We start from the raw sequence: 17,616 nt of genomic DNA, 5'->3' as shown, positions 1-17,616 counted from the left end.
CCCCGCCCACTGCCCCGCCCCCGCCCACCACGTCAGGAAGGGAGCCTGAGATGCCCGCCATCGACCTCGGCCTCCCCACCCCGCCCCCCATCACTCCGGTGCGCCGCCGCACCCGGCGGATCCATGTCGGCGATGTCCCCGTCGGCGGTGGCGCACCCGTCTCCGTCCAGACCATGACCACCACCAACACCACTGACATCGACGCGACCTTGCGGCAGATCGCCGAGATCACCGCCGCGGGCTGTGACATCGTCCGCGTCGCCGTCCCCTCCCAGGACGACGCCGATGCCCTGCCCGCCATCGTCGCCAAGTCCCCGATCCCCGTCATCGCGGACGTCCACTTCCAGCCCCGCTACGTCTTCGCCGCCATCGACGCCGGCTGCGCCGCCGTCCGCGTCAACCCCGGCAACATCAAGAAATTCGACGACAAGGTCGAAGCGATCGCCCGGGCCGCCTCCGCGGCCGGGGTGCCGGTCCGGGTCGGCGTGAACGCGGGCTCCCTCGACCCGCGCCTGCTGACCAAGCACGGCAAGGCCACCCCCGAAGCGCTGGCGGAGTCCGCGCTGTGGGAGTGCGCGCTCTTCGAGGAGCACGGTTTCACCGACCTCAAGGTCGCGGCCAAGCACCACGACCCGCTCACGTCGATCGCCGCCTATCGCATCCTCGCCGAAGCCTGCGACTACCCCTTGCACCTGGGGGTGACGGAGGCGGGCCCGGCGTTCCAGGGGGCGATCAAGTCGGCGGTCGCCCTCGGGGTGCTGCTCGCGGAGGGGATCGGCGACACCATCCGTGTCTCGATCTCCGACGGACCTGTCGAACAGGTCAAGGCCGGCTGTCAGATCCTCGCCTCCCTCGGGCTGCGGCCGCGCAAGCTGGAAATCGTCTCCTGTCCCGGCTGCGGACGGCTGCAGGTCGACATCCACAAGCTGGCCGCCCGGGTGGAGGCCGCGTTCACGGACTTTCCCCATCCGCTGCGGGTGGCCGTGATGGGGTGCGTCGTCAACGGCCCCGGCGAAGCCCGCGAAGCCGACCTGGGGGTCTCCTGCGGGAACGGCAAAGGCCAGATCTTCCGCAAGGGAGAGGTCATCGCCACCGTTCCGGAGCGCCGCATCGTCGAAAGGCTCCTGGACGAGGCACTCCGCCTCACGGAGCCGGACGGCGCCCCACCGCAGGCGGGCCCGCGATGACCGCCGAACTGCCGGCCGGGGCGACCGCCGAACCACCCGCCGCCGTGCCCGACCCGGCGACCGTACGGGCGCACGTGGCCAGGATCCTGGCCGACTTCCTGGACGGCAAGGCCCGCACCGCCGACGAGCGCCGCATGCCCGGCGAAGTGCCCCGCACCCTGGGTGAATTCGTCCTCGCCGGGGGAAAGCGGCTGCGCCCCGTGCTCTGCGTCGCGGGCTGGCAGGCCGCCGGGGGCGCGGGGGACCCCTCGGCCGTACTCAAGGCCGCGGCATCACTGGAACTGTTCCACGCCTTCGCGCTGATCCACGACGACATCATGGACGGCTCGGACACCCGTCGCGGCCACCCCAGCGTCCACTGCGCGCTGGCCGCCCGCCACGCACCGGGCCGCACCGGCGCGGCCGCGGCCCACCTGGGCGCCTCGGCCGCCATCCTCATCGGTGACTTCGCCCTGGCCTGGTCGGACGAACTCCTGCACGGCGCGGGTCTCACCACCCCCCAGCTCGCACGCGTCCTCCCGCTGCTCGACACGATGCGCACCGAGGTCCTGTACGGCCAGTACCTCGACCTGACCTCGACCGGGAAACCCACCGACGACGTCGATCAGGCCCTGATCACGATCCGCTACAAGACGGCCAAGTACACCGTTGAACGGCCGTTGCACATCGGTGCCGCCCTGGCCGGCGCCGGCCCCGAGGCCTTCGCCGCGCTGAGCGACTTCGCCCTCCCCCTCGGCGAAGCCTTCCAGCTGCGCGACGACCTCCTCGGTGTCTTCGGCCGGCCCCGGGCCACCGGGAAACCCCGGCTCGACGACCTGCGCGGCGGCAAGCACACCGTACTGATCGCCCTCGCCCTGCGGAGCGCCCGGCGGACCGAGCGCGACCTCCTGCACACCCTGCTCGGCAACCCGGAGCTGGACGAGGGCGGCGCGAGCCGCATCCGTGACCTGCTCACCACCACCGGTGCCCGGGACACGGTCGAGCGCATGATCCAGGTCCGCTACGAGAAGGCGCTACGAGCTCTGGACCGAGCCCCCTTCCCCTGCACGACCGTCGACGTCCTGCGGGCGACGGCCCGCGCCGCCACCGTGAGGACCGCGTGAGCCCGCCCCCGCCGCTCCCTTCCCCCTCCTCTTTCTCCCCCCCCAGGAACCCCATGATGACGAGCCTCCCCGCGACCCTCACCGTGCCGCCCGTCTACTCTCCCTTCCCGCCCCGGATCCACGCGGGGCACGTACGGGTGCAGGAGAACAGCACCTCCTGGGCGCAGCAGTGGCACATCGGCTCCGATGCCCTGCGCGCCCACCTGGTCCAGCAGGACATCGGCGTCTTCGCCGCCCGGGTGCTGCCCGAAGGCCCGCAGGAGGTCGTCGAACTGCTGGCGGAGTTCATCCTGTGGCTGTTCGGCGTCGACGACGACATCTGCGAGCACGGCGAGCTGGGCCGTCACCCCGGCGAACTCGCCGCCCAGCTGTCGCGCCTGCTGAGAGTCGCCCAGGAGCCGCGGTCGCCCATGCTGGACGGTGACCCGCTGGCCGTGGGCGTCCGTGAGCTGCGAGGCCGTCTGGCGGAGTACGCCACACCCGGACAGTTGGCCCGCTGGACCGACGGGATCCGGGAGTACTTCTTCTCCCTGGTCTGGGAGGCTCACCACCGCAGCATGGGCAGCATTCCGGGCCTCGACGACTACACCCTGATCCGGCTGTACAACGGGGCCGCCACCGCTGCCGAGCCCTTCCTGGAGATTGCCGGCGGCTACGAACTGACCCCGCGCGAACGCCATCACCCGCTCGTGCGCGCACTGGCCGAGATGGCGTACTTCGTCATCGGCTGGGACAACGACATCTTCTCCTTCCACAAGGAGAACCGCGGCCCGTACTACTTCATGAACGCTGTTCAGGTCGTACGGGCCGCTGACGGCGGCAGCCTGCGCGACGCCCTGGACCGCGTCATCGCCCAGCGCGACCGCGTCACGGCCCACTTCCTGCGCCTGCGGGACCGCCACGAAGCCGAGCTGACACACCATCAGCTGCGCTATATCGGCGACCTGGGCTGCTTCATCCGCGGCAACCAGGACTGGGCGATCACCTCCGACCGCTACACCAGCCCGACGGACCCCGCGGACCTTCCCACCGCCTTCACCGCCATCCCCACCGACGAGCGGGACGAACCGTTGCCGATCGCCGCGGTGCACGCTTGGTGGCAGCTGTGACGCGCCCCCGCGCCGCCACGGAGCGATCGCTGCCGGATCGCGCCCGGCAGGCCCGCGGCACCGTCCGGGCCTGGGCGGCGCTGGGAGCGGTCTGCGTCCTGGCCCAGCTCCTGGTCCTGATCCGCTGGATCGACGACGACGGCTACCGCCTCACCGGCGGCCAACGGGCCGCCCCGGCCCTCGCCCTGGTCCTGCAGTCCCTGTTCACCGCGGCGGTCGTGTTCACCCTGGCCCTCCTGACGGTGCGGGCTTACCGGGAGAGCCGGGCCCGGCGGCAGCTGTCGTTCGACGCCGCGGGCATCACCGGGTTCCTGCTCGCCGCCTGGCTCGATCCCGTACAGAACTACCTGCACCCCGTCTTCGTCCAGAACGTCCACGCACTGACACCGGCCGGGTCCTGGGGGCCCTACCTGCCCGGCTGGGCCGGCCCGCCCGCCCACACCGGCACCTGGCTCTGGCTTCCCCTGCTGCCGATGTACGGCGCCTTCTACGCGGCGGTCATCCTGATCAGCAACGCGATGGGGCGCCTTCGCGCCACCCGCCCCGCATGGTCCCCACGGCGGCTGTACACGACGAGCTACCTGGTGTCGTACCTTTCGGTCGCGCTGCTTACCCAGATCTACCCGCTGCTCGCCGTCGGCGTCTGGGGCCACGCCATCCCTCAGCTCACCCTCTTCGACGGCCGCTGGTACCAATGGCCGCTCTACGAGGCACCGGTGACGGCGCTGGTCGTCCTGCTCCCCGCCATCCTCCGTTTCCAGCACCTGACCACCGGCACCAGTGCCGTGGAGCGCGGCATGGACAGGCTCCCCGCACGGTGGCACGGGGCAGCGAGGCTGCTGGCGGTCACCGCCGCGATGAACGCCACCGTCCTGCTCTACATGGCGGCGCAGATCGCGTTGTCGCTGCTGCCCGGCACCGGACCGGACGCGCTGCCCGCACACATCCGCACCACGCCCTGATCCGGACCCGTACGTACGACGGGGAGGAAGCACATGCCCCAACCGACCGTGAGCGCGCGGCGCGCCGTGGTACTCGGCGCCGGGTTCGCCGGCCTGCTCGCCGCCCGGGTCCTGGCCGGCCATTTCGACGAGGTGGTGGTACTGGAAAGCGACGCGTTGCCCGGCGACGGACACCGCCGCGGCGTCCCGCAGGCACACCACCCGCACGCACTGCTCGCCCGGGGCGCTCAGCTGCTCGAGCTGCTCTTCCCGGGGCTGAGGGACGAACTGCGCGCACGAGGCTGTCCGGTGGCCGACTTCACCCGGGCGACGCGGCTCTGCTTCCCGGCCGGCTGGGCGCCCCGCGCGCCCTGCGGATTCGACGTCCAACTGGTGGGCCGCACCACCCTGGACCACGCTCTGCTGCGCCGGGTCACCGCCGCGGGAACCGTCGTCGTGCGCGCTCGCCACAGGGTCGACGGGCTGTTCTTCGACCGAGCCGGAGGACCGGTCACCGTCGCCGTGCACGCGACGTCGGCCCACCGGAAGGAGCTGATCACCGCCGACCTCGTGGTGGACGCCACCGGGCGCGGCACCCGGCTCCCGCACTGGCTGAACCAGGCCGGCCTGCACTGTCCCTCCCCCCTGGTCGTGGACGGGCACGTCACCTACACCTCCCGGACGTACGCCCTGGCCGCGTCCCCGGGCCGGGACTGGCTGGCGTCCTACCAGCCGACGCTGGCCCCGCACTCCCCCCGGGGCGGGGTCGCCGCACGCATCGGCCCCGACCGGTGGCTGCTGGGCCTGATCGGTGCCGCGGGCCGCACCCCGCCCACCGACGAGCAGGGCTTCCTCGCCTACGCGGCGGGGCTGTCCAACCCGGACTTCGCCGCGATCATCTCCGAGGCCGTCCCGCTCACCCCCCTGCACCGCACCCGTGCCACCGCGAACCGCTGGCACCGCTACCACCGGGTGCCCCATTGGCCCGGACGGCTGGTGGCACTGGGCGACTCCGTGTGCGCCTTCAACCCCGTCTACGGACAGGGCCTGACCATCGCCGCGATGCAGAGCGAACTCCTCGACACGCTGTTGTCCGCGTACGCGCACGACGGCCGAGCGGACCGGCTGGGCCCGAGGTTCCAGCGCGAGGCGGCTCGCCTCGTACGCGGAGCGTGGCTGCTGAACACCTCCGCGGACCGCGGCTGGCAGGGGCCGGGCACACCGCTGCCGAGCCGGCTCGCCTGCGCCTACCTCAATGCGCTGGCCGGCCGGTTCCCGTACGACGAAGACCTCGTGACGCGGTACGCGCGCACCATGCACATGCTGGACAGCCCAAGGCGGCTGTTCTCCCCGCCCCTGGCCGCACGGCTGCTGCTCGCCTCCCTCGACGGGCGTTCGCGTTCCCCCGGCGCACCGGCCGCCCCGGAACCCGCCCCGCCCCGGCACCCACCTTCCAGGAGCCCGTCATGACGCCCAGCCACCCCGCCGCCGACACGCCCCTTCCCCCGCCCGTCACCGCCCGGGGCGCCCTGCCCCTGCTGGGGCACGCGCCGGCGCTGCTGACCCGCCGGATGGACTTCCTCCAGGCCGTGCGCGCCGAAGGCGATCTCGTCCGTATCCGCCTCGGCTCCCGGACGGCGTACGTCGTCAATTCCCCCGACCTGATCCACCGCGTCCTCGTCACCGATGCCCGCCGGTTCGACAAAGGCATGATCTTCGACAGGATGCGGCCGTTCATGGGGGACGGCCTGGTCACCTCGGAGCACCATCACCACCGCCGACAACGCCGCCTGATCCAGCCCGCGTTCCACAGGGAGCAGGTCAGGCAATACGGCGAACACATGCTGCGGTGCGTCGACGAGTGCACCGCCGACTGGAGGTCCGGCCAGGTCCGGTACCTGGACCAGGACGTGCAGCGGCTGGTCGTCGACATCCTGGCCACCACCCTGTTCGCCACGCGGCGGGCACGGCAGGCCGCCGTCGAACTGAACCGCTCGCTGCCCGCCTTCAACCACGGGCTCACCGCCCGCACCCTTCTGCCCGCCTGGGCGTCCCGGCTTCCCCTGCCCGTCCTGCGACGGTTCGACGAAGCGGCGACGCGGCTGCGGGCCATGACGGACGAACTCGTCACTGACCACCGCGCTCTCGGACAGAGCCACGGCGATCTGCTGTCCCTCCTGCTGTCCGCGCGCGACGCGCACACCGGCGAGGGCATGACGGACGAGGAGATCCGCGACGAGGTGATCAACCTCCTGATCGCCGGCATGGAGACCACCAACAGCACCCTGGCCTGGATCGTCCATGTCCTGGGCCGGGACCCGGAACTGGAGCGGCGCGTCCACGAAGAGGTCCACGCCGTGACCGGCGGCCGGCCCCTCCGGGCCGACGACTTCCCCAGGCTCGTCCACACCCGCCACCTCGTATGCGAGGTTCTACGACTGCATCACCCACTGTGGCTGATCATGCGCCGGGCATCCGTTCCCGTGCGTCTGGGCGGCGCCCGGATCCCCGCCGGGACCAACGTCATCTTCAGCCCCGCCACGCTGCACCGCGACCCGCGCCTCTACCCCGACCCCCTCGCCCTCCGCCCCGAACGATGGGCGGGTACGAGCGCCTCGCAGCGCTCCTTCATCCCCTTCGGTGCAGGCGCCCGCCAGTGCATCGGGGACGGGTTCGCCTGGATGGAACTCACCCTCGTCACGGCACGCCTGGTCCAGCGGTGGCAGTGGCGCCCGACCCCTGGCCACCGGCTGCGGCCAGGCCGGTCCGTGGTCATCCACCCGGGCCGGTTGCCGATGAGCCTCACCCCCCGCCTGCCCGTCCCCGGGGAAGGAGCCCCCCAGTGAACAGCCACGAATCCCCCCTGAGCAGTACCGATTCCCCGCGCACCGCGCTGGTCACCGGTGGCGGATCCGGCATCGGCGCGGCCTGCGCCGGACGCCTGGCCCGCGGGGGAGCATCGGTCGTCGTCGCCGACATCGACGAGGCGTCCGCCCGGCAGGTCACCGAGAAGATCCGTGCGGGCGGCGGCACCGCCCGCGCCGCACGGGTCGACACCACCGATCCCGACGCCGTCTCCGCACTCGTCGAAGGCATCGTGGCCGCCTCACGCCGACTCGACCTCGCCGTCAACGCGGCCGGAATTCTCGGCCCGCTCGCCCCGCTCACGGAACTGCCGCCCGCCGACTTCCGCCGGATCATCGAGGTGAACCTGACCGGCCTCTTCCACTGCCTGCGTGCCGAACTCACGGCCATGGCCACCGGGCGCGGCGGGGTCATCGTGAACCTGGCGTCCACCGCCAGCCACGTCGCCTTCCCCACCATGGCCGCCTACACGGCCAGCAAACACGCGGTCATCGGCCTCACCAAGGCAGCCGCCGTCGAGTACGCCGGCGCCGGGATCCGGGTGCTCGCACTCGCCCCGACCGCCGTCGACACACCCCTGCTGGACGCGGCTCCGGCCGCACTGGTCCAGGCCGCGTTGAACAGCCAGGCCGTCCGACGCCTCGCCCGTCCCGACGAGGTCGCCGCGATGGTGGAGTTCCTCGCCTCGGACAACGCGGCCTTCGTCACCGGCAGCGTCCACCTCTTCGACGGTGGCTACCTCGCGAGCTGAGCCCGGCACGGACCATCCCCCCATGCCCCTGACAGTACGGAGGCGACATGGACATCGGCATCATCCTGCTGTTCGACGGCCGGCCCGGCAACACTCTCGCCGAGGTCCCTGACATCGCCCGCAGCATCGAAGACCTGGGATTCACCCACCTGTGGCTGCCCGACCACGTCGCGCTCTTCGAACGCTACGCGCCCAACTACCCCTACAGCCCCGACCGGCAGCCGCCTCTCGCGCCGACCCAGGGCTGGTACGACCCGCTGACCACCCTCGCGGCCGCCGCCTGTGCCACCAGCCGCCTGCGACTGGGCACCAACATCCTGATCCTGCCCGAGCGCAATCCCGTGATCCTGGCCCAGCAGATCACCTCCCTGGACCACCTGTGCTCCGGCCGCCTCGACCTCGGCATCGGCCTGGGATGGTCGCCGGAGGAATACGCCGCACTCAACATCCCCTTCGCCCGCCGCGGTGCGCGGGCCGACGACTACCTCACGGCCATGAAGCGACTGTGGCAGGACCTCCCGGCCGGCCACCGAGGAGAGTTCATCTCCTTCAACAACGTCATCGCCCTGCCCAAGCCCCTTCAACGCCCCCACCCACCCGTACTCATCGGCGGCAACAGCGCCGCGGCCCTGCGCCGGGCCGCCCGGTACGGCGACGGCTGGATCAGCTGGATGCTCCCGGAGGAGGAGCTTCCAAGGGCCGCCTCCCGCCTTGCGAAGGAATGCGCGGCGCTCGGCCGGGACGCCGCTCGGCTGCGGCGTGTCCACGGCCTGTGCTACACCACGGCAGAGTCCCTCGTCCGTTATACGGAGACGGCCCGGGAGTACGGTGCCGACGAGATCGCCGTACTGCCCTGGGTGTCGGGGAGGGATCCTCGGGACGTTATCGAGGAGATTGCCGCACTCGCGGGTGATCAGTAGCGGTCTCTTCGCCGGGAGCCGGCTCCGAAGGTGCGGCAAGGACCGTGCGGCAGTCGAGCCAGGCGTCGTCGCTGAGCCAGTCGTGGAAGCGGTTGAACAGAGCGAGGAGCTCGGGGCCCCACTGCTCGCGGAAGGCGGGGTCGGTGCGAGCGAGGTCGAGTTCGTTGGCGGCGGACAACTCGGCGAAGTCCCGGCGCAGCTGCGGATCCACCCGGTGCGCGCGGCCGGTGAATCGGTCGTGGAAGACGGCGTCGGCCTGGGCGAAGACCGGATAGGTGGCCTTCCGGTCGCACGAGGCGTAGAGGTAGACGACGGCTTCGGCCTCGGGGCCGATCACCGCTGCAAGGTCCGCGCGGCGGTCGAGCGGCAGCAATACCGTGGGGAAGCCGTCAGTGCCCTACAAGGCGTGGCACAAACCGGCGAGTCGGAGGGCGGGGCGGGCTTTCCACGTGGCGAGCTGCGTCTGGACGCGCTGGAGGTGGGCGAGGAGAGTACCGCCGGGGTGGGCGATGCCTTCGGCGCCGAGCCGGCGCAGGAGTGTCATGGCCTGGGCGGCCGCAACAGGGGGAGCCGGCACAAGCCTGTCTCCTTTCGGTGGCCGGTGTTCTGTGATGGGTGGTCGACACCCGTACGGTGCCTTCGCCTGGTCCGGATCCTTGCGAAGGCACCGTACGGGTTGCCGCCTGGGGCCCTGTGAGGATCCTCGCCGCCCTCGAGCACCCCAGTCAATCCTGGGGATCTCTAGCCGTCTCCAAGCTGTAGCTTGGGTCCTGTGACTCTTGACGACCTGCGCGTGTTCGTCGCCGTGTGCCGGGCCGGGAGCCTCAGCGCCGTGGCCCGCGAGCTGACCTGTACGCAATCGGCAGTGAGCCAGCACGTGAAGCGGCTGGAACGGGAGACCGGCGTGAGCCTGCTGGAGCGCCAGCCGCGCGGGGTCGTGCCCACCGCGGCCGGGCGCATCCTCTACGACGCCGCCGCCGACGGCATCGCCGGACTCGATCTCGCGCTCCGCCGTCTCGGGGATCTCGTGAACGGGGAAAGCGGCTCCGTGCGGATCGCCACCGGCGGAACGACCGTACGGCACTTCATGGCCGACGCGATCGTCTCCTTCCGCAGGCAGTACCCCAAGGTGAGCCTGGAGTTCCAGACCGAGACCTCCGGCCGCCGCTGCTTCGACGCCCTCCTCTCCAGCAACCTGGACCTGGCGTGGATCACCATCGGAGGACCCGTACGCGGCATAGAACAACGGCCCGCCGTCGCCCTGCCCTGGGTGCTCGCCGTACGGGCCGACGACCCGCTCGCGAGCCGCCCCCGCATCGACGCCTCCGACCTCGCGGACATCCGTCTCGTCCGGCTGCCGCCGAACTCCGCCTCCGGCGGCCGGCTCGACGCCGCCTTCGCCGAGCTGGGCATCCGGGTCGGCTCCGACACGAGCGTCGCCGACTGGGACACCGCCCTGCTGCTCGCCGAACTCGGCTTGGGGCACGCCGTCGTACCCGCCGTACCCGGCCTGCACGAGTCGGGTGAGGACGGGCCGCTACGTCTCGTACCCATACCCGCACTGCCGCCCCTGTCGGTCGGCTGGGCCGTACGCCGCTGGGACGCCCTTCCTCCGCTCGCCTGCGCCTTCGCCGACACCGTCACCCGTAGCTGCGCGCAGAGGTCCACCGGTGCGTGCAGCGGCGGCAGAGTACCGGCCGGGCAGGCCGGACTTTCCGACCTCAGCTGCCGGGCAACTCCTGGCAATCCTTGACCGAGCCCGCGGGGGGCCGGCCGCCGATGAGCGTGACCGCCTCGGCGCCGGCGCGGCAGCCCTGGCGTGCGGCTGCGGCCGGGTCGTGGCCGGCCAGGCGGGCGGCGAGGAAGGCTCCGGTGAAGGCGTCGCCCGCGCCCGTGGTGTCGACGGGGGTGGCGGGCTCGGCCGGGACCTTGGCGACGACCGCGCCGGAGGCCGCCACCACCGCGCCCCCGGAGCCTTGTGTGGAGACCACGAGGGGAAAGCGACGGCTCAGTCCGGCCGCCGCGTCGGCCGGCTCGGCCAGGCCGGCCAGGAGCGCGGCCTCGTCGTGGTTGGGCAGGAGGACGTCCGCTCCCGCGACGGCCGCGAGGAAGCGGTCCACCCCGAAGCGAGCGATGAAGCCCGCGGAGGCCGGGTCGACGCTCACGGGGACGGAGCGCTCCCGGGCCGCCTCCATCGCCAGTCGGGCGAGCGCGCGGCTCGCATCGGCGAAGAGGAGATAGCCGGAGACGTGCAGATGGCCGACTCCGGCCAGGAGGTCGTCACTCCAGTCGGCGGTCGACAGCCGCAGCACCGCCCCGCTGTCGGTCAGGAACGTCCGTTCGCCGTCCGAGCCCACCAGGCAGACCACCGTGCCGGTGGGAACCTCGCGGTCGACCACCAGGTACGGGCGGACACCGGCCGCGCGGAGGGCACGTTCGTGTCCCTCTGCCGCGTCCGCGCCCACCCGGGCCAGGATGCGCACGTCCCGGGCGCCCGAATGGGCGGCCCAGCAGGCCGCATTGGCACCGGCGCCGCCCGGAAGAGTGCTGATGCGGGCCGCCGTGTCGGTCATCGGGGCGAGTGGCGTGCGGTGGCGGGCGACGACATCCGTCACCACGTCACCGACGACGAGCAGCGCACCACTTTCGACGCCGGTCACGAGGCGTACTCCGTGGCGATCTCGGCCGCCAGCCGCACATTGCCCCGCACCGCGGCCACGTTGGCCTCCACGGACGCGCCGTCCGTGTGCCGGACGAGGTAGTCGAGCAGGAAGGGAGTGACCCCCTGCCCGCTGACCCCGTCCCGCTCACACGCCGCCAGCGCCCGGGCCAGCACCCGGTCGTGCAGGGCCGGGTCGAGCTGCTGCGCTTCGGGTACGGGGTTCGCGACGATCAAAGCCGACGGCGGACCGCCGAGCACGTCCTGAGCGCGCAGCACGTCGGCCACCTCCGCCGCCGACCCGGCCGTCCAGTCGACCGGTTCGCCCGAACTGCTGAGATAGAAGCCCGGAAACCGCGACGTCCGGAAACCCAGCACACCGACGCCCAAGGTCTCCAGGCGCTGGAGCGTCGCCGGCACGTCCAGAACCGACTTCACCCCCGCGCAGACCAGCGCGATCCGCTCCTTCGCCAGCAGACTCAGGTCGGCCGACTCGTCCTGGGTCTGCGTCCACTCGCGATGGACCCCACCCAGGCCACCCGTCGCGAAGACGCGGATCCCGGCCCGTGCCGCGAGGAACGCGGTCCCGGACACCGTCGTCGCCCCACTCGCCCCGGCCGCCACCGCCGGCGCCAGGTCCCGGTGCCCCAGCTTGCGGAGCCCGTCCTCGCCCGCCACCCGCGCCAATTGCGCCTTGTCCAGCCCGATACAGGGCTTCCCGTCCAGCACCGCGACCGTCGCGGGCACGGCGCCGCCGGCCCGTACGAGCTCCTCCAACTCCTCCGCCACCAGCAGATTCCGCGGCCGGGGCAGGCCGTGAGCGATGATCGTCGACTCCAGAGCGACCACCGGCCGGCCGCGGTCCAGCGCCTCCCGCACCTCGTCCGCCACGACCAGCAGCCGCTTGCCCGACACCTCTGACATCGCAGGTCCCTTCCGTCGCGCCACGCATGACGCTGCTCACTGGATCCCTGATGCACAGAGCCGTTCCCCACCCCGTGACGTCGGAAGCCTCCGGCAGGACGTAAGGTCGGTCGAACTCACGGAGGGGTGACGGAGTGCGAACTCGGATGCTGGTCTTCGGTCTCTACGCCGACGAGGCCGGTCTGGAATGGGTCCGAAGCATCGTGAGGTCCGCGGCCGCCTCGCGCCGGGCGCGTGTGGTGCTGTGGGAGGAACGCGGATTCCCGGAGCGCGACGCGTCGGTGGAGGACCTCTACGACCACTTGGCGGAGCAATGGTCGTACGAGCACCCGGGACAGGAACCGGCGGACCGGCAACTGGTGGAGCTGCGCGTGGGCCTGACCTGCTCGCTGCGGATGTGGCGGCCATTGCGCCGGATGGTGATCTCAGGAATGTGCCCGGAGGAGCTGGGGCCCCATGTGTGCAGAGTTCCCTGGGCCGCCATGTGACCGTCCGGCCAAGTGCGATGAACCCGACGACGACAGCATCGCCTCCTTCGTGTCGACCGCCCTCAGCGAGAACTCCCTCACCCGGCGCGGCAACACCGCGAGCGTCGTGGTCCTCGACGTCCTGGAGCAGACCTTCGCCAGGCCCCCGCACCACGGCGCCCAGGGCCTGGTGATCGCCTTCGGCCCGGGCGTCACGACGGTGGCCGTCACCGGCACGTGGAGGTCATGATTGCGTTGGCCGGACGGCCGGTTGCCTGGTCGCATTCGGCCTGCATTCAGCCAGGTTGGAAGAATGCGAGCAATTTCCGGCTGGCGTCCGGTGACGTCAGGATTTCGTGAACGCGCGCGGACTGCCGGCCAGCGGCGCTGGTGCGTTCGAACATTTCGCGTTCGTATTCTTTGACGGCGGCGGGAAAGTCGTCCGGGTGCGCGGCCAGCGCGAGGCCGAGCAGTGCGCCGTCGAGCAGCGCCATGTTGGCGCCCTCTCCCACCGGCGGCATCAGGTGCGCGGCATCGCCGAGCAGCGTGACGCCTGGCCTCGACGGCCAGGTCAGGCCGATCGGGAGGGTGGTGATCGACCGAGGCACGATCGTGTCGTCGCAGGCGGCGATCAGTGCGGTGAACCGTGGGTCCCAGCCGGCGAACAGGTCGATCAGCCGCACCCGGGCGGCGGCCGGGTCGTCGAACGGGATCCCGCTGGTGGCGAACCAGTCCTCGGCGGTGTTGTAGAAGTTGAGGCCGATGCGTACGCATCCGCCGCCGTTGCGCTGCGCCGCCAGGGATTGCCCCTTGCCGAACACCCAGTAGTTGCCGCGCCCGACCATCGCCGCGAGGTCGGGGTAGGTGCGGTCGATGTCGGTAATGCAGAGCTCGACGGCGTTGTGGCCGATATGCGCTGGGCGGGCGTCGGTGAGCAGTGGGCGGACCCGGGAGTTCGCGCCATCAGCGCCGACCAGCAGGTCGTACGTCGCGCTGCTGCCGTCGGTGAAGTGCAGCAGGTCGTGGTCGGCGTAAGCGAACGCGTGCCCCCAGCGCACCACGTCTTCAGGGAGGGAGTCCAGCAGCAGGTTGCGCAGATCGGCGCGGTCGACCTCGGGTCGCTCCAGTGGGGCGCCCTCGGGCGTGTCCTCCTGGAGCAGCAGGGTGCCGTCCGGCTCGAGAAGCCGCATGTCCTGGCCTTCACCACGGGCAATCGCGAAGAACTGGTCGATCAGGCCTGCCTCGCGCAGCGCCCGCTGCCCCGAGTGGATGTCGAGCATGCCGCCCTGCCCGCGCGCGCCGCGTGACGGTTCGCGTTCGTACACGACGGCGTCGATGCCGTTCACGTGCAGCACACGGGCGAGAGCCAGGCCGCCGAGGCCGGCTCCGACGATGGCGATGGTCATGATTGCCTCCCCTTCGATACACCGTACTTGCCGATACACCGTATCGCCTGATGCTGTGTATTGTTAGCGGCATGTTGGTGTGGGAGAGGCCGGAGCCACCGAATCGACCCGTGCCGGCCCCGCTGAACCGAGAGCGGATCGTGCGGGCGGCGATCCAGTTGGCCGACGCGGACGGCCTGGAGGCGGTGTCGCTGCGCAAGGTCGCCGCCGCACTGGGCGTCGGACCGATGCGGCTGTACGGCTACATCGCCGGCAAGGAGGAGTTGCTCGACCTGATCGTCGACGCGGTCCACGCCGAGATCCGGCCGGTCGGAGAGGGCTGGCGGGAGGTGCTGCGCTCCCTTGCCGAAACCACCCGGCAGGCCGCTCACGAGCACGAATGGCTCGCCGATCTGCTCGGCGGGCGACCGCGGCTCGGGCCGCACGCGCTGGCCAGGGGGGAGGCCGTGGTGGCCGCGCTGGACGGCGTTGATGTGGACGCCATCATGCCGGTGGTCACCGCGGTCGACGCGTACGTGATCGGCGCGGTGCGTCGGGAGATCGCCGAGCGACGTGCCGAGCGGGCCACCGGGATGGACGAGAAGCGTTGGCAGGCCTCACTCGGGCCCTACCTGGAACGGACCTTCGCCACCGGCCGATTCCCCGCGCTCGCCACGGTGGTGCGCGACGCCGCCCACCTGGACGCCGACCACACCTTCCGGATCGGCCTCGACTTCCTGCTCGACGGCATCGAAGCCCGCATCTCACGGTGACGCGCGGCCGCCGCCGCAACGCTCATGCCGACTCTGGTCGGGTCCGAGGGGGCCTGGGACCCGACAGCACCGGGGTGCCCCGCGGGCAGGGCTACGCCGCGTGGCCGCCGTCGACGGCGAATTCCGCACCGGTGACGTACTCCGCGCCGGCCCCCGCGAGGAACCCCACCATCGACGCCACCTCGTCCGGCGCACCGAACCGGCCCAGCGCCGTCATGGCCGCCTGGCCTTCGGAGTAGGGGCCGTCCGCCGGGTTCATGTCCGTGTCGACCGGGCCCGGATGAACGATGTTCGCCGTGATCCCGCGCCCGCCGAGCTCCCGCGCCAGCGCCTTGGTCAGGCCGATCAGCGCGGACTTGCTCATCGCGTACAGCGTGCCGCCCGGACCCGGCACGCGTTGCGTCATGCACGTGCCGATCGTGACGATCCGGGCTCCGCGCTCCATCCGCGCGGCCGCCGCCTGCGACGTCACGAACACCCCGCGCACGTTCACCGCGAGCACCCGGTCCACATCGGCGAGCGTCAGGCTCTCCAGCGGCCCGAGCAGCCCGACGCCCACGTTGTTGACCAGGACGTCCAACCGCCCGAAGGCCTCCGCCGTACGCTCCACCGCCGCCACGGCCCCGGCCGCGTCCGCCGAGTCCGCCCGCAGGGCAAGCCCTCGACGGCCCGTCGCCTCGATCTTCCGTACGACCTCCCGGGCCGCCTCCTCGCCCTGGACGTAGGTGATCGCCACATCGGCGCCCTGCTGGGCCAGCCGCAGGGCGGTGGCCGCGCCTATGCCGCGGCTGCCACCGGTCACCAGGGCCGCCTTGCCGGTCAGGTCGCCGTTCACGCCGTTCATCAAGAACTCCCTCATCGTGTTGCTCAGCAGTGGTTACGGGCTCCATCAAATCCCCGTACGCCACTGGGCGCTGGCGGCCATCGGACGCCAAGATCAGCGTCGAGCAGCAGTTTCGCGGGCACCTCCGCCCCGTCGGTGCGGATCGTGCCGGCCACGGCCCTCGCTCGTGCGCCGGTCTCGGGGCTCACGGCCGTCCTGAGTGCCACCGACAGGGGCCCGGGTGGCCGTCGTCGTGGTGCCCGCGCCGCCGGCCCGGGCTCGTACGAGACGAGGGCCCATGTGTACGTCTGGGACGGGTCCCAGTGGCGCGGAGGCGTCGTCCGGTCCGGTGCCGAGAACGTGCCGTAACCACTGTGGGAAGCGGGTCCGTGCACCGCGCACAGACCCGCTTCCGCCGATCCCGCTGTCCGCGAGACCTACCAGGTCACAGGGATCCCCGCCGCCATGATGGCCATGCGATCGGGGTGCCAGGGAACCTCCGCCGGCGGTACGGCGAGGCGGATGCCGGGGAGGCGGTCGAGGAGGACGCGGAAGGCCACGTCCGACTGGCGGCGGACCAGGTGGGCGCCGGGGCAGTGGTGGCGGCCGTAGCCGAAGCGCAGGTGCGGGTTGGGGGAGCGGGTGGGGTCGAAGGTCTCCGGGTCGGAGAACGCGGCGGGGTCGAAGTTGACCGCGTCCAAGGAGAGCAGGATCATCTCGCCCTCCTTCACCTGAGCCGATCCGAGCTCCGCGTCCCTGGTGACGAAGCGGGGGATCGCGTTGCCCAGGACGACGCTGCAGCGCAGGAGCTCTTCGACGCACTGCGGCATCGTGTCCGGACGGGCCCGCACCGCGTCCATCACATCGGGCTTCTGGAGGAGGTTGAACGCCGCCACTCCGAGGAAGCTCGCGAAGTCCTCGTAGCCGCTGACGAAGAGGACGGACACGATGTTCGAAAGCTGCTCGTCCGTCAGCCCCTGGTGCTCGGCATTGAGATCGGCGAGGCGGTCCGCCAGGCCGCGCGGCTCGCCGGGGCGGCGAGCCGACATGTGCTCGTGCATGTACACGCGGATCTCCTCCCAGTTGCGGGCGAGTTCCTCGTGCGTGGGCGTGACCATGGTCAGGTCCAGGTCGGCGCGTACGGCGAGCCAGGCGTGGTCCTCGAAGGGCAGGCCGAGCAGCCGGCACATGCACTGCCCGGCGACCCACTCCGCGAAGTGGCGCTGCAGATCGCCGGGGCTGCCTTCCCGGACCATCGCGTCCAGGCCCTCGCGGGTGACGGTCTCGACCCAGTCGGCGGGCAGTTCGGGCTGGTTGCGGCCGAGGGCCTTGAGCACCTCGTCGCGCAGGCCGGCCTTCTGCAGGTGGTTCATGGCGTCGAGCAGTTCGGGCGCCAGGATCGGGGCGTCCTGCCCCGGGCTGTCCGCCTCGGCCAGTACGGAGCGGGCGAAGGCGCGGTCGCGCAGCACGCGCTGCGTCAGCTCGTAGCCGGTGACCAGCCACGCCTCGTCGCCGGAGTTGGTGCTCACCCGGGCCACGGGGCAGCGGCCGCGCAGCTCGGTGAGTTCGGGGGCGAGCCGGTCGCCCCGGGTGCTGAAGGGGTAGTGCGGGAGGGGCTGTTCGTTCGGGGCTTCCTCGGAGGACGCCGGTGCTTGGGGTGCGGTCACGGGGTGCGGGCCTCTTTCTTGTGTGCGTGTGCGGTATTGCTG

17 protein-coding genes and 1 pseudogene are annotated in these 17,616 nt (G+C 71.8%); 12 read left to right on the top strand and 6 right to left on the bottom strand.

The features are described from left to right. Positions 1-50: 50 nt before the first annotated feature. The 8 genes from ispG to ACIGXW_RS12620 are packed head-to-tail and all read left to right on the top strand — an operon-like array spanning position 51 to position 8,876. Positions 51-1,187 carry a flavodoxin-dependent (E)-4-hydroxy-3-methylbut-2-enyl-diphosphate synthase gene (gene ispG / locus ACIGXW_RS12655; RefSeq protein WP_399572584.1) on the top strand — a complete coding sequence of 379 codons (1,137 nt, stop codon included), beginning with the start codon at positions 51-53 and terminating at the stop codon, positions 1,185-1,187. After that, entirely contained in the window at positions 1,184-2,290 is a 1,107-nt protein-coding gene (locus ACIGXW_RS12650) for a polyprenyl synthetase family protein (protein WP_399572582.1), read from the top strand. The genes ispG and ACIGXW_RS12650 overlap by 4 nt, the downstream gene beginning before the upstream one ends. Before the next feature lie 53 nt (positions 2,291-2,343). Then, a complete protein-coding gene (locus ACIGXW_RS12645) occupies positions 2,344-3,399 on the top strand; it encodes a selina-4(15),7(11)-diene synthase (protein ID WP_399572580.1) in 1,056 nt (351 codons plus the stop codon). Next, positions 3,387-4,361 (top strand): spirocyclase AveC family protein, encoded by a 975-nt coding sequence (locus ACIGXW_RS12640; protein ID WP_399572578.1) that lies wholly within the window; start codon positions 3,387-3,389, stop codon positions 4,359-4,361. The genes ACIGXW_RS12645 and ACIGXW_RS12640 overlap by 13 nt, the downstream gene beginning before the upstream one ends. A gap of 33 nt (positions 4,362-4,394) precedes the next feature. Then, a complete protein-coding gene (locus ACIGXW_RS12635) occupies positions 4,395-5,810 on the top strand; it encodes an NAD(P)/FAD-dependent oxidoreductase (RefSeq protein WP_399572576.1) in 1,416 nt (471 codons plus the stop codon). After that, a complete protein-coding gene (locus ACIGXW_RS12630) occupies positions 5,807-7,186 on the top strand; it encodes a cytochrome P450 (RefSeq protein ID WP_399572574.1) in 1,380 nt (459 codons plus the stop codon). The genes ACIGXW_RS12635 and ACIGXW_RS12630 overlap by 4 nt, the downstream gene beginning before the upstream one ends. Beyond that, positions 7,183-7,956: an SDR family NAD(P)-dependent oxidoreductase gene (locus ACIGXW_RS12625; protein WP_399572572.1), complete on the top strand. Its 774-nt coding sequence runs from the start codon at positions 7,183-7,185 to the stop codon at positions 7,954-7,956. The genes ACIGXW_RS12630 and ACIGXW_RS12625 overlap by 4 nt, the downstream gene beginning before the upstream one ends. Positions 7,957-8,003: 47 nt before the next feature. Further along, positions 8,004-8,876 (top strand): TIGR03619 family F420-dependent LLM class oxidoreductase, encoded by an 873-nt coding sequence (locus ACIGXW_RS12620; protein ID WP_399572570.1) that lies wholly within the window; start codon positions 8,004-8,006, stop codon positions 8,874-8,876. Here the strand turns inward: ACIGXW_RS12620 and ACIGXW_RS12615 are convergent. Continuing rightward, a pseudogene (locus tag ACIGXW_RS12615) lies at positions 8,839-9,420 on the bottom strand (DUF6817 domain-containing protein). The gene ACIGXW_RS12620 and the pseudogene ACIGXW_RS12615 sit on opposite strands and share 38 nt — an antisense overlap. A 228-nt stretch (positions 9,421-9,648) precedes the next feature. On the opposite strand from ACIGXW_RS12615, the gene ACIGXW_RS12610 reads away from it, so the two are divergent. Continuing rightward, positions 9,649-10,629, top strand: coding sequence for a LysR family transcriptional regulator (locus tag ACIGXW_RS12610; RefSeq protein WP_399572568.1), 981 nt, complete (start codon positions 9,649-9,651; stop codon positions 10,627-10,629). On the opposite strand, the gene ACIGXW_RS12605 is transcribed toward ACIGXW_RS12610, so the two are convergent. Together ACIGXW_RS12605 and ACIGXW_RS12600 are read right to left on the bottom strand one after the other, a co-directional pair. After that, positions 10,598-11,536 (bottom strand): carbohydrate kinase family protein, encoded by a 939-nt coding sequence (locus tag ACIGXW_RS12605; RefSeq protein WP_399572566.1) that lies wholly within the window; start codon positions 11,534-11,536, stop codon positions 10,598-10,600. The two genes, ACIGXW_RS12610 and ACIGXW_RS12605, sit on opposite strands and share 32 nt — an antisense overlap. Continuing rightward, positions 11,533-12,435, bottom strand: coding sequence for a pseudouridine-5'-phosphate glycosidase (locus ACIGXW_RS12600; RefSeq protein ID WP_399573499.1), 903 nt, complete (start codon positions 12,433-12,435; stop codon positions 11,533-11,535). The genes ACIGXW_RS12605 and ACIGXW_RS12600 overlap by 4 nt, the downstream gene beginning before the upstream one ends. A 170-nt stretch (positions 12,436-12,605) precedes the next feature. Between ACIGXW_RS12600 and ACIGXW_RS12595 the strand changes: the two genes are divergently transcribed. Beyond that, the gene (locus ACIGXW_RS12595; RefSeq protein ID WP_399572564.1) at positions 12,606-12,947 is read left to right on the top strand and encodes a hypothetical protein; all 342 of its coding nucleotides are present in this window, start codon (positions 12,606-12,608) and stop codon (positions 12,945-12,947) included. 49 nt (positions 12,948-12,996) lie between these two features. After that, entirely contained in the window at positions 12,997-13,176 is a 180-nt protein-coding gene (locus ACIGXW_RS12590; protein ID WP_399572562.1) for a hypothetical protein, read from the top strand. 46 nt (positions 13,177-13,222) lie between these two features. On the opposite strand, the gene ACIGXW_RS12585 is transcribed toward ACIGXW_RS12590, so the two are convergent. Beyond that, positions 13,223-14,332, bottom strand: coding sequence for an FAD-dependent oxidoreductase (locus ACIGXW_RS12585; RefSeq protein ID WP_399572560.1), 1,110 nt, complete (start codon positions 14,330-14,332; stop codon positions 13,223-13,225). A gap of 71 nt (positions 14,333-14,403) precedes the next feature. Here ACIGXW_RS12585 and ACIGXW_RS12580 point away from each other — a divergent pair, with 71 nt between their 5' ends. Beyond that, positions 14,404-15,084: a TetR/AcrR family transcriptional regulator C-terminal domain-containing protein gene (locus ACIGXW_RS12580; RefSeq protein ID WP_071967807.1), complete on the top strand. Its 681-nt coding sequence runs from the start codon at positions 14,404-14,406 to the stop codon at positions 15,082-15,084. A gap of 91 nt (positions 15,085-15,175) precedes the next feature. On the opposite strand, the gene ACIGXW_RS12575 is transcribed toward ACIGXW_RS12580, so the two are convergent. Together ACIGXW_RS12575 and ACIGXW_RS12570 are read right to left on the bottom strand one after the other, a co-directional pair. Next, positions 15,176-15,928: an SDR family oxidoreductase gene (locus tag ACIGXW_RS12575; protein ID WP_399572558.1), complete on the bottom strand. Its 753-nt coding sequence runs from the start codon at positions 15,926-15,928 to the stop codon at positions 15,176-15,178. A gap of 416 nt (positions 15,929-16,344) precedes the next feature. Then, a complete protein-coding gene (locus tag ACIGXW_RS12570; protein WP_399572556.1) occupies positions 16,345-17,574 on the bottom strand; it encodes a cytochrome P450 in 1,230 nt (409 codons plus the stop codon). Positions 17,575-17,616: the final 42 nt, after the last annotated feature.

The sequence above is a fragment of the Streptomyces sp. NPDC053079 genome, assembly GCF_044546695.1.
In the GTDB taxonomy this organism is placed as follows: Bacteria; Actinomycetota; Actinomycetes; order Streptomycetales; family Streptomycetaceae; genus Streptomyces.
This window is presented reverse-complemented; position numbering and strand designations above follow the sequence as displayed.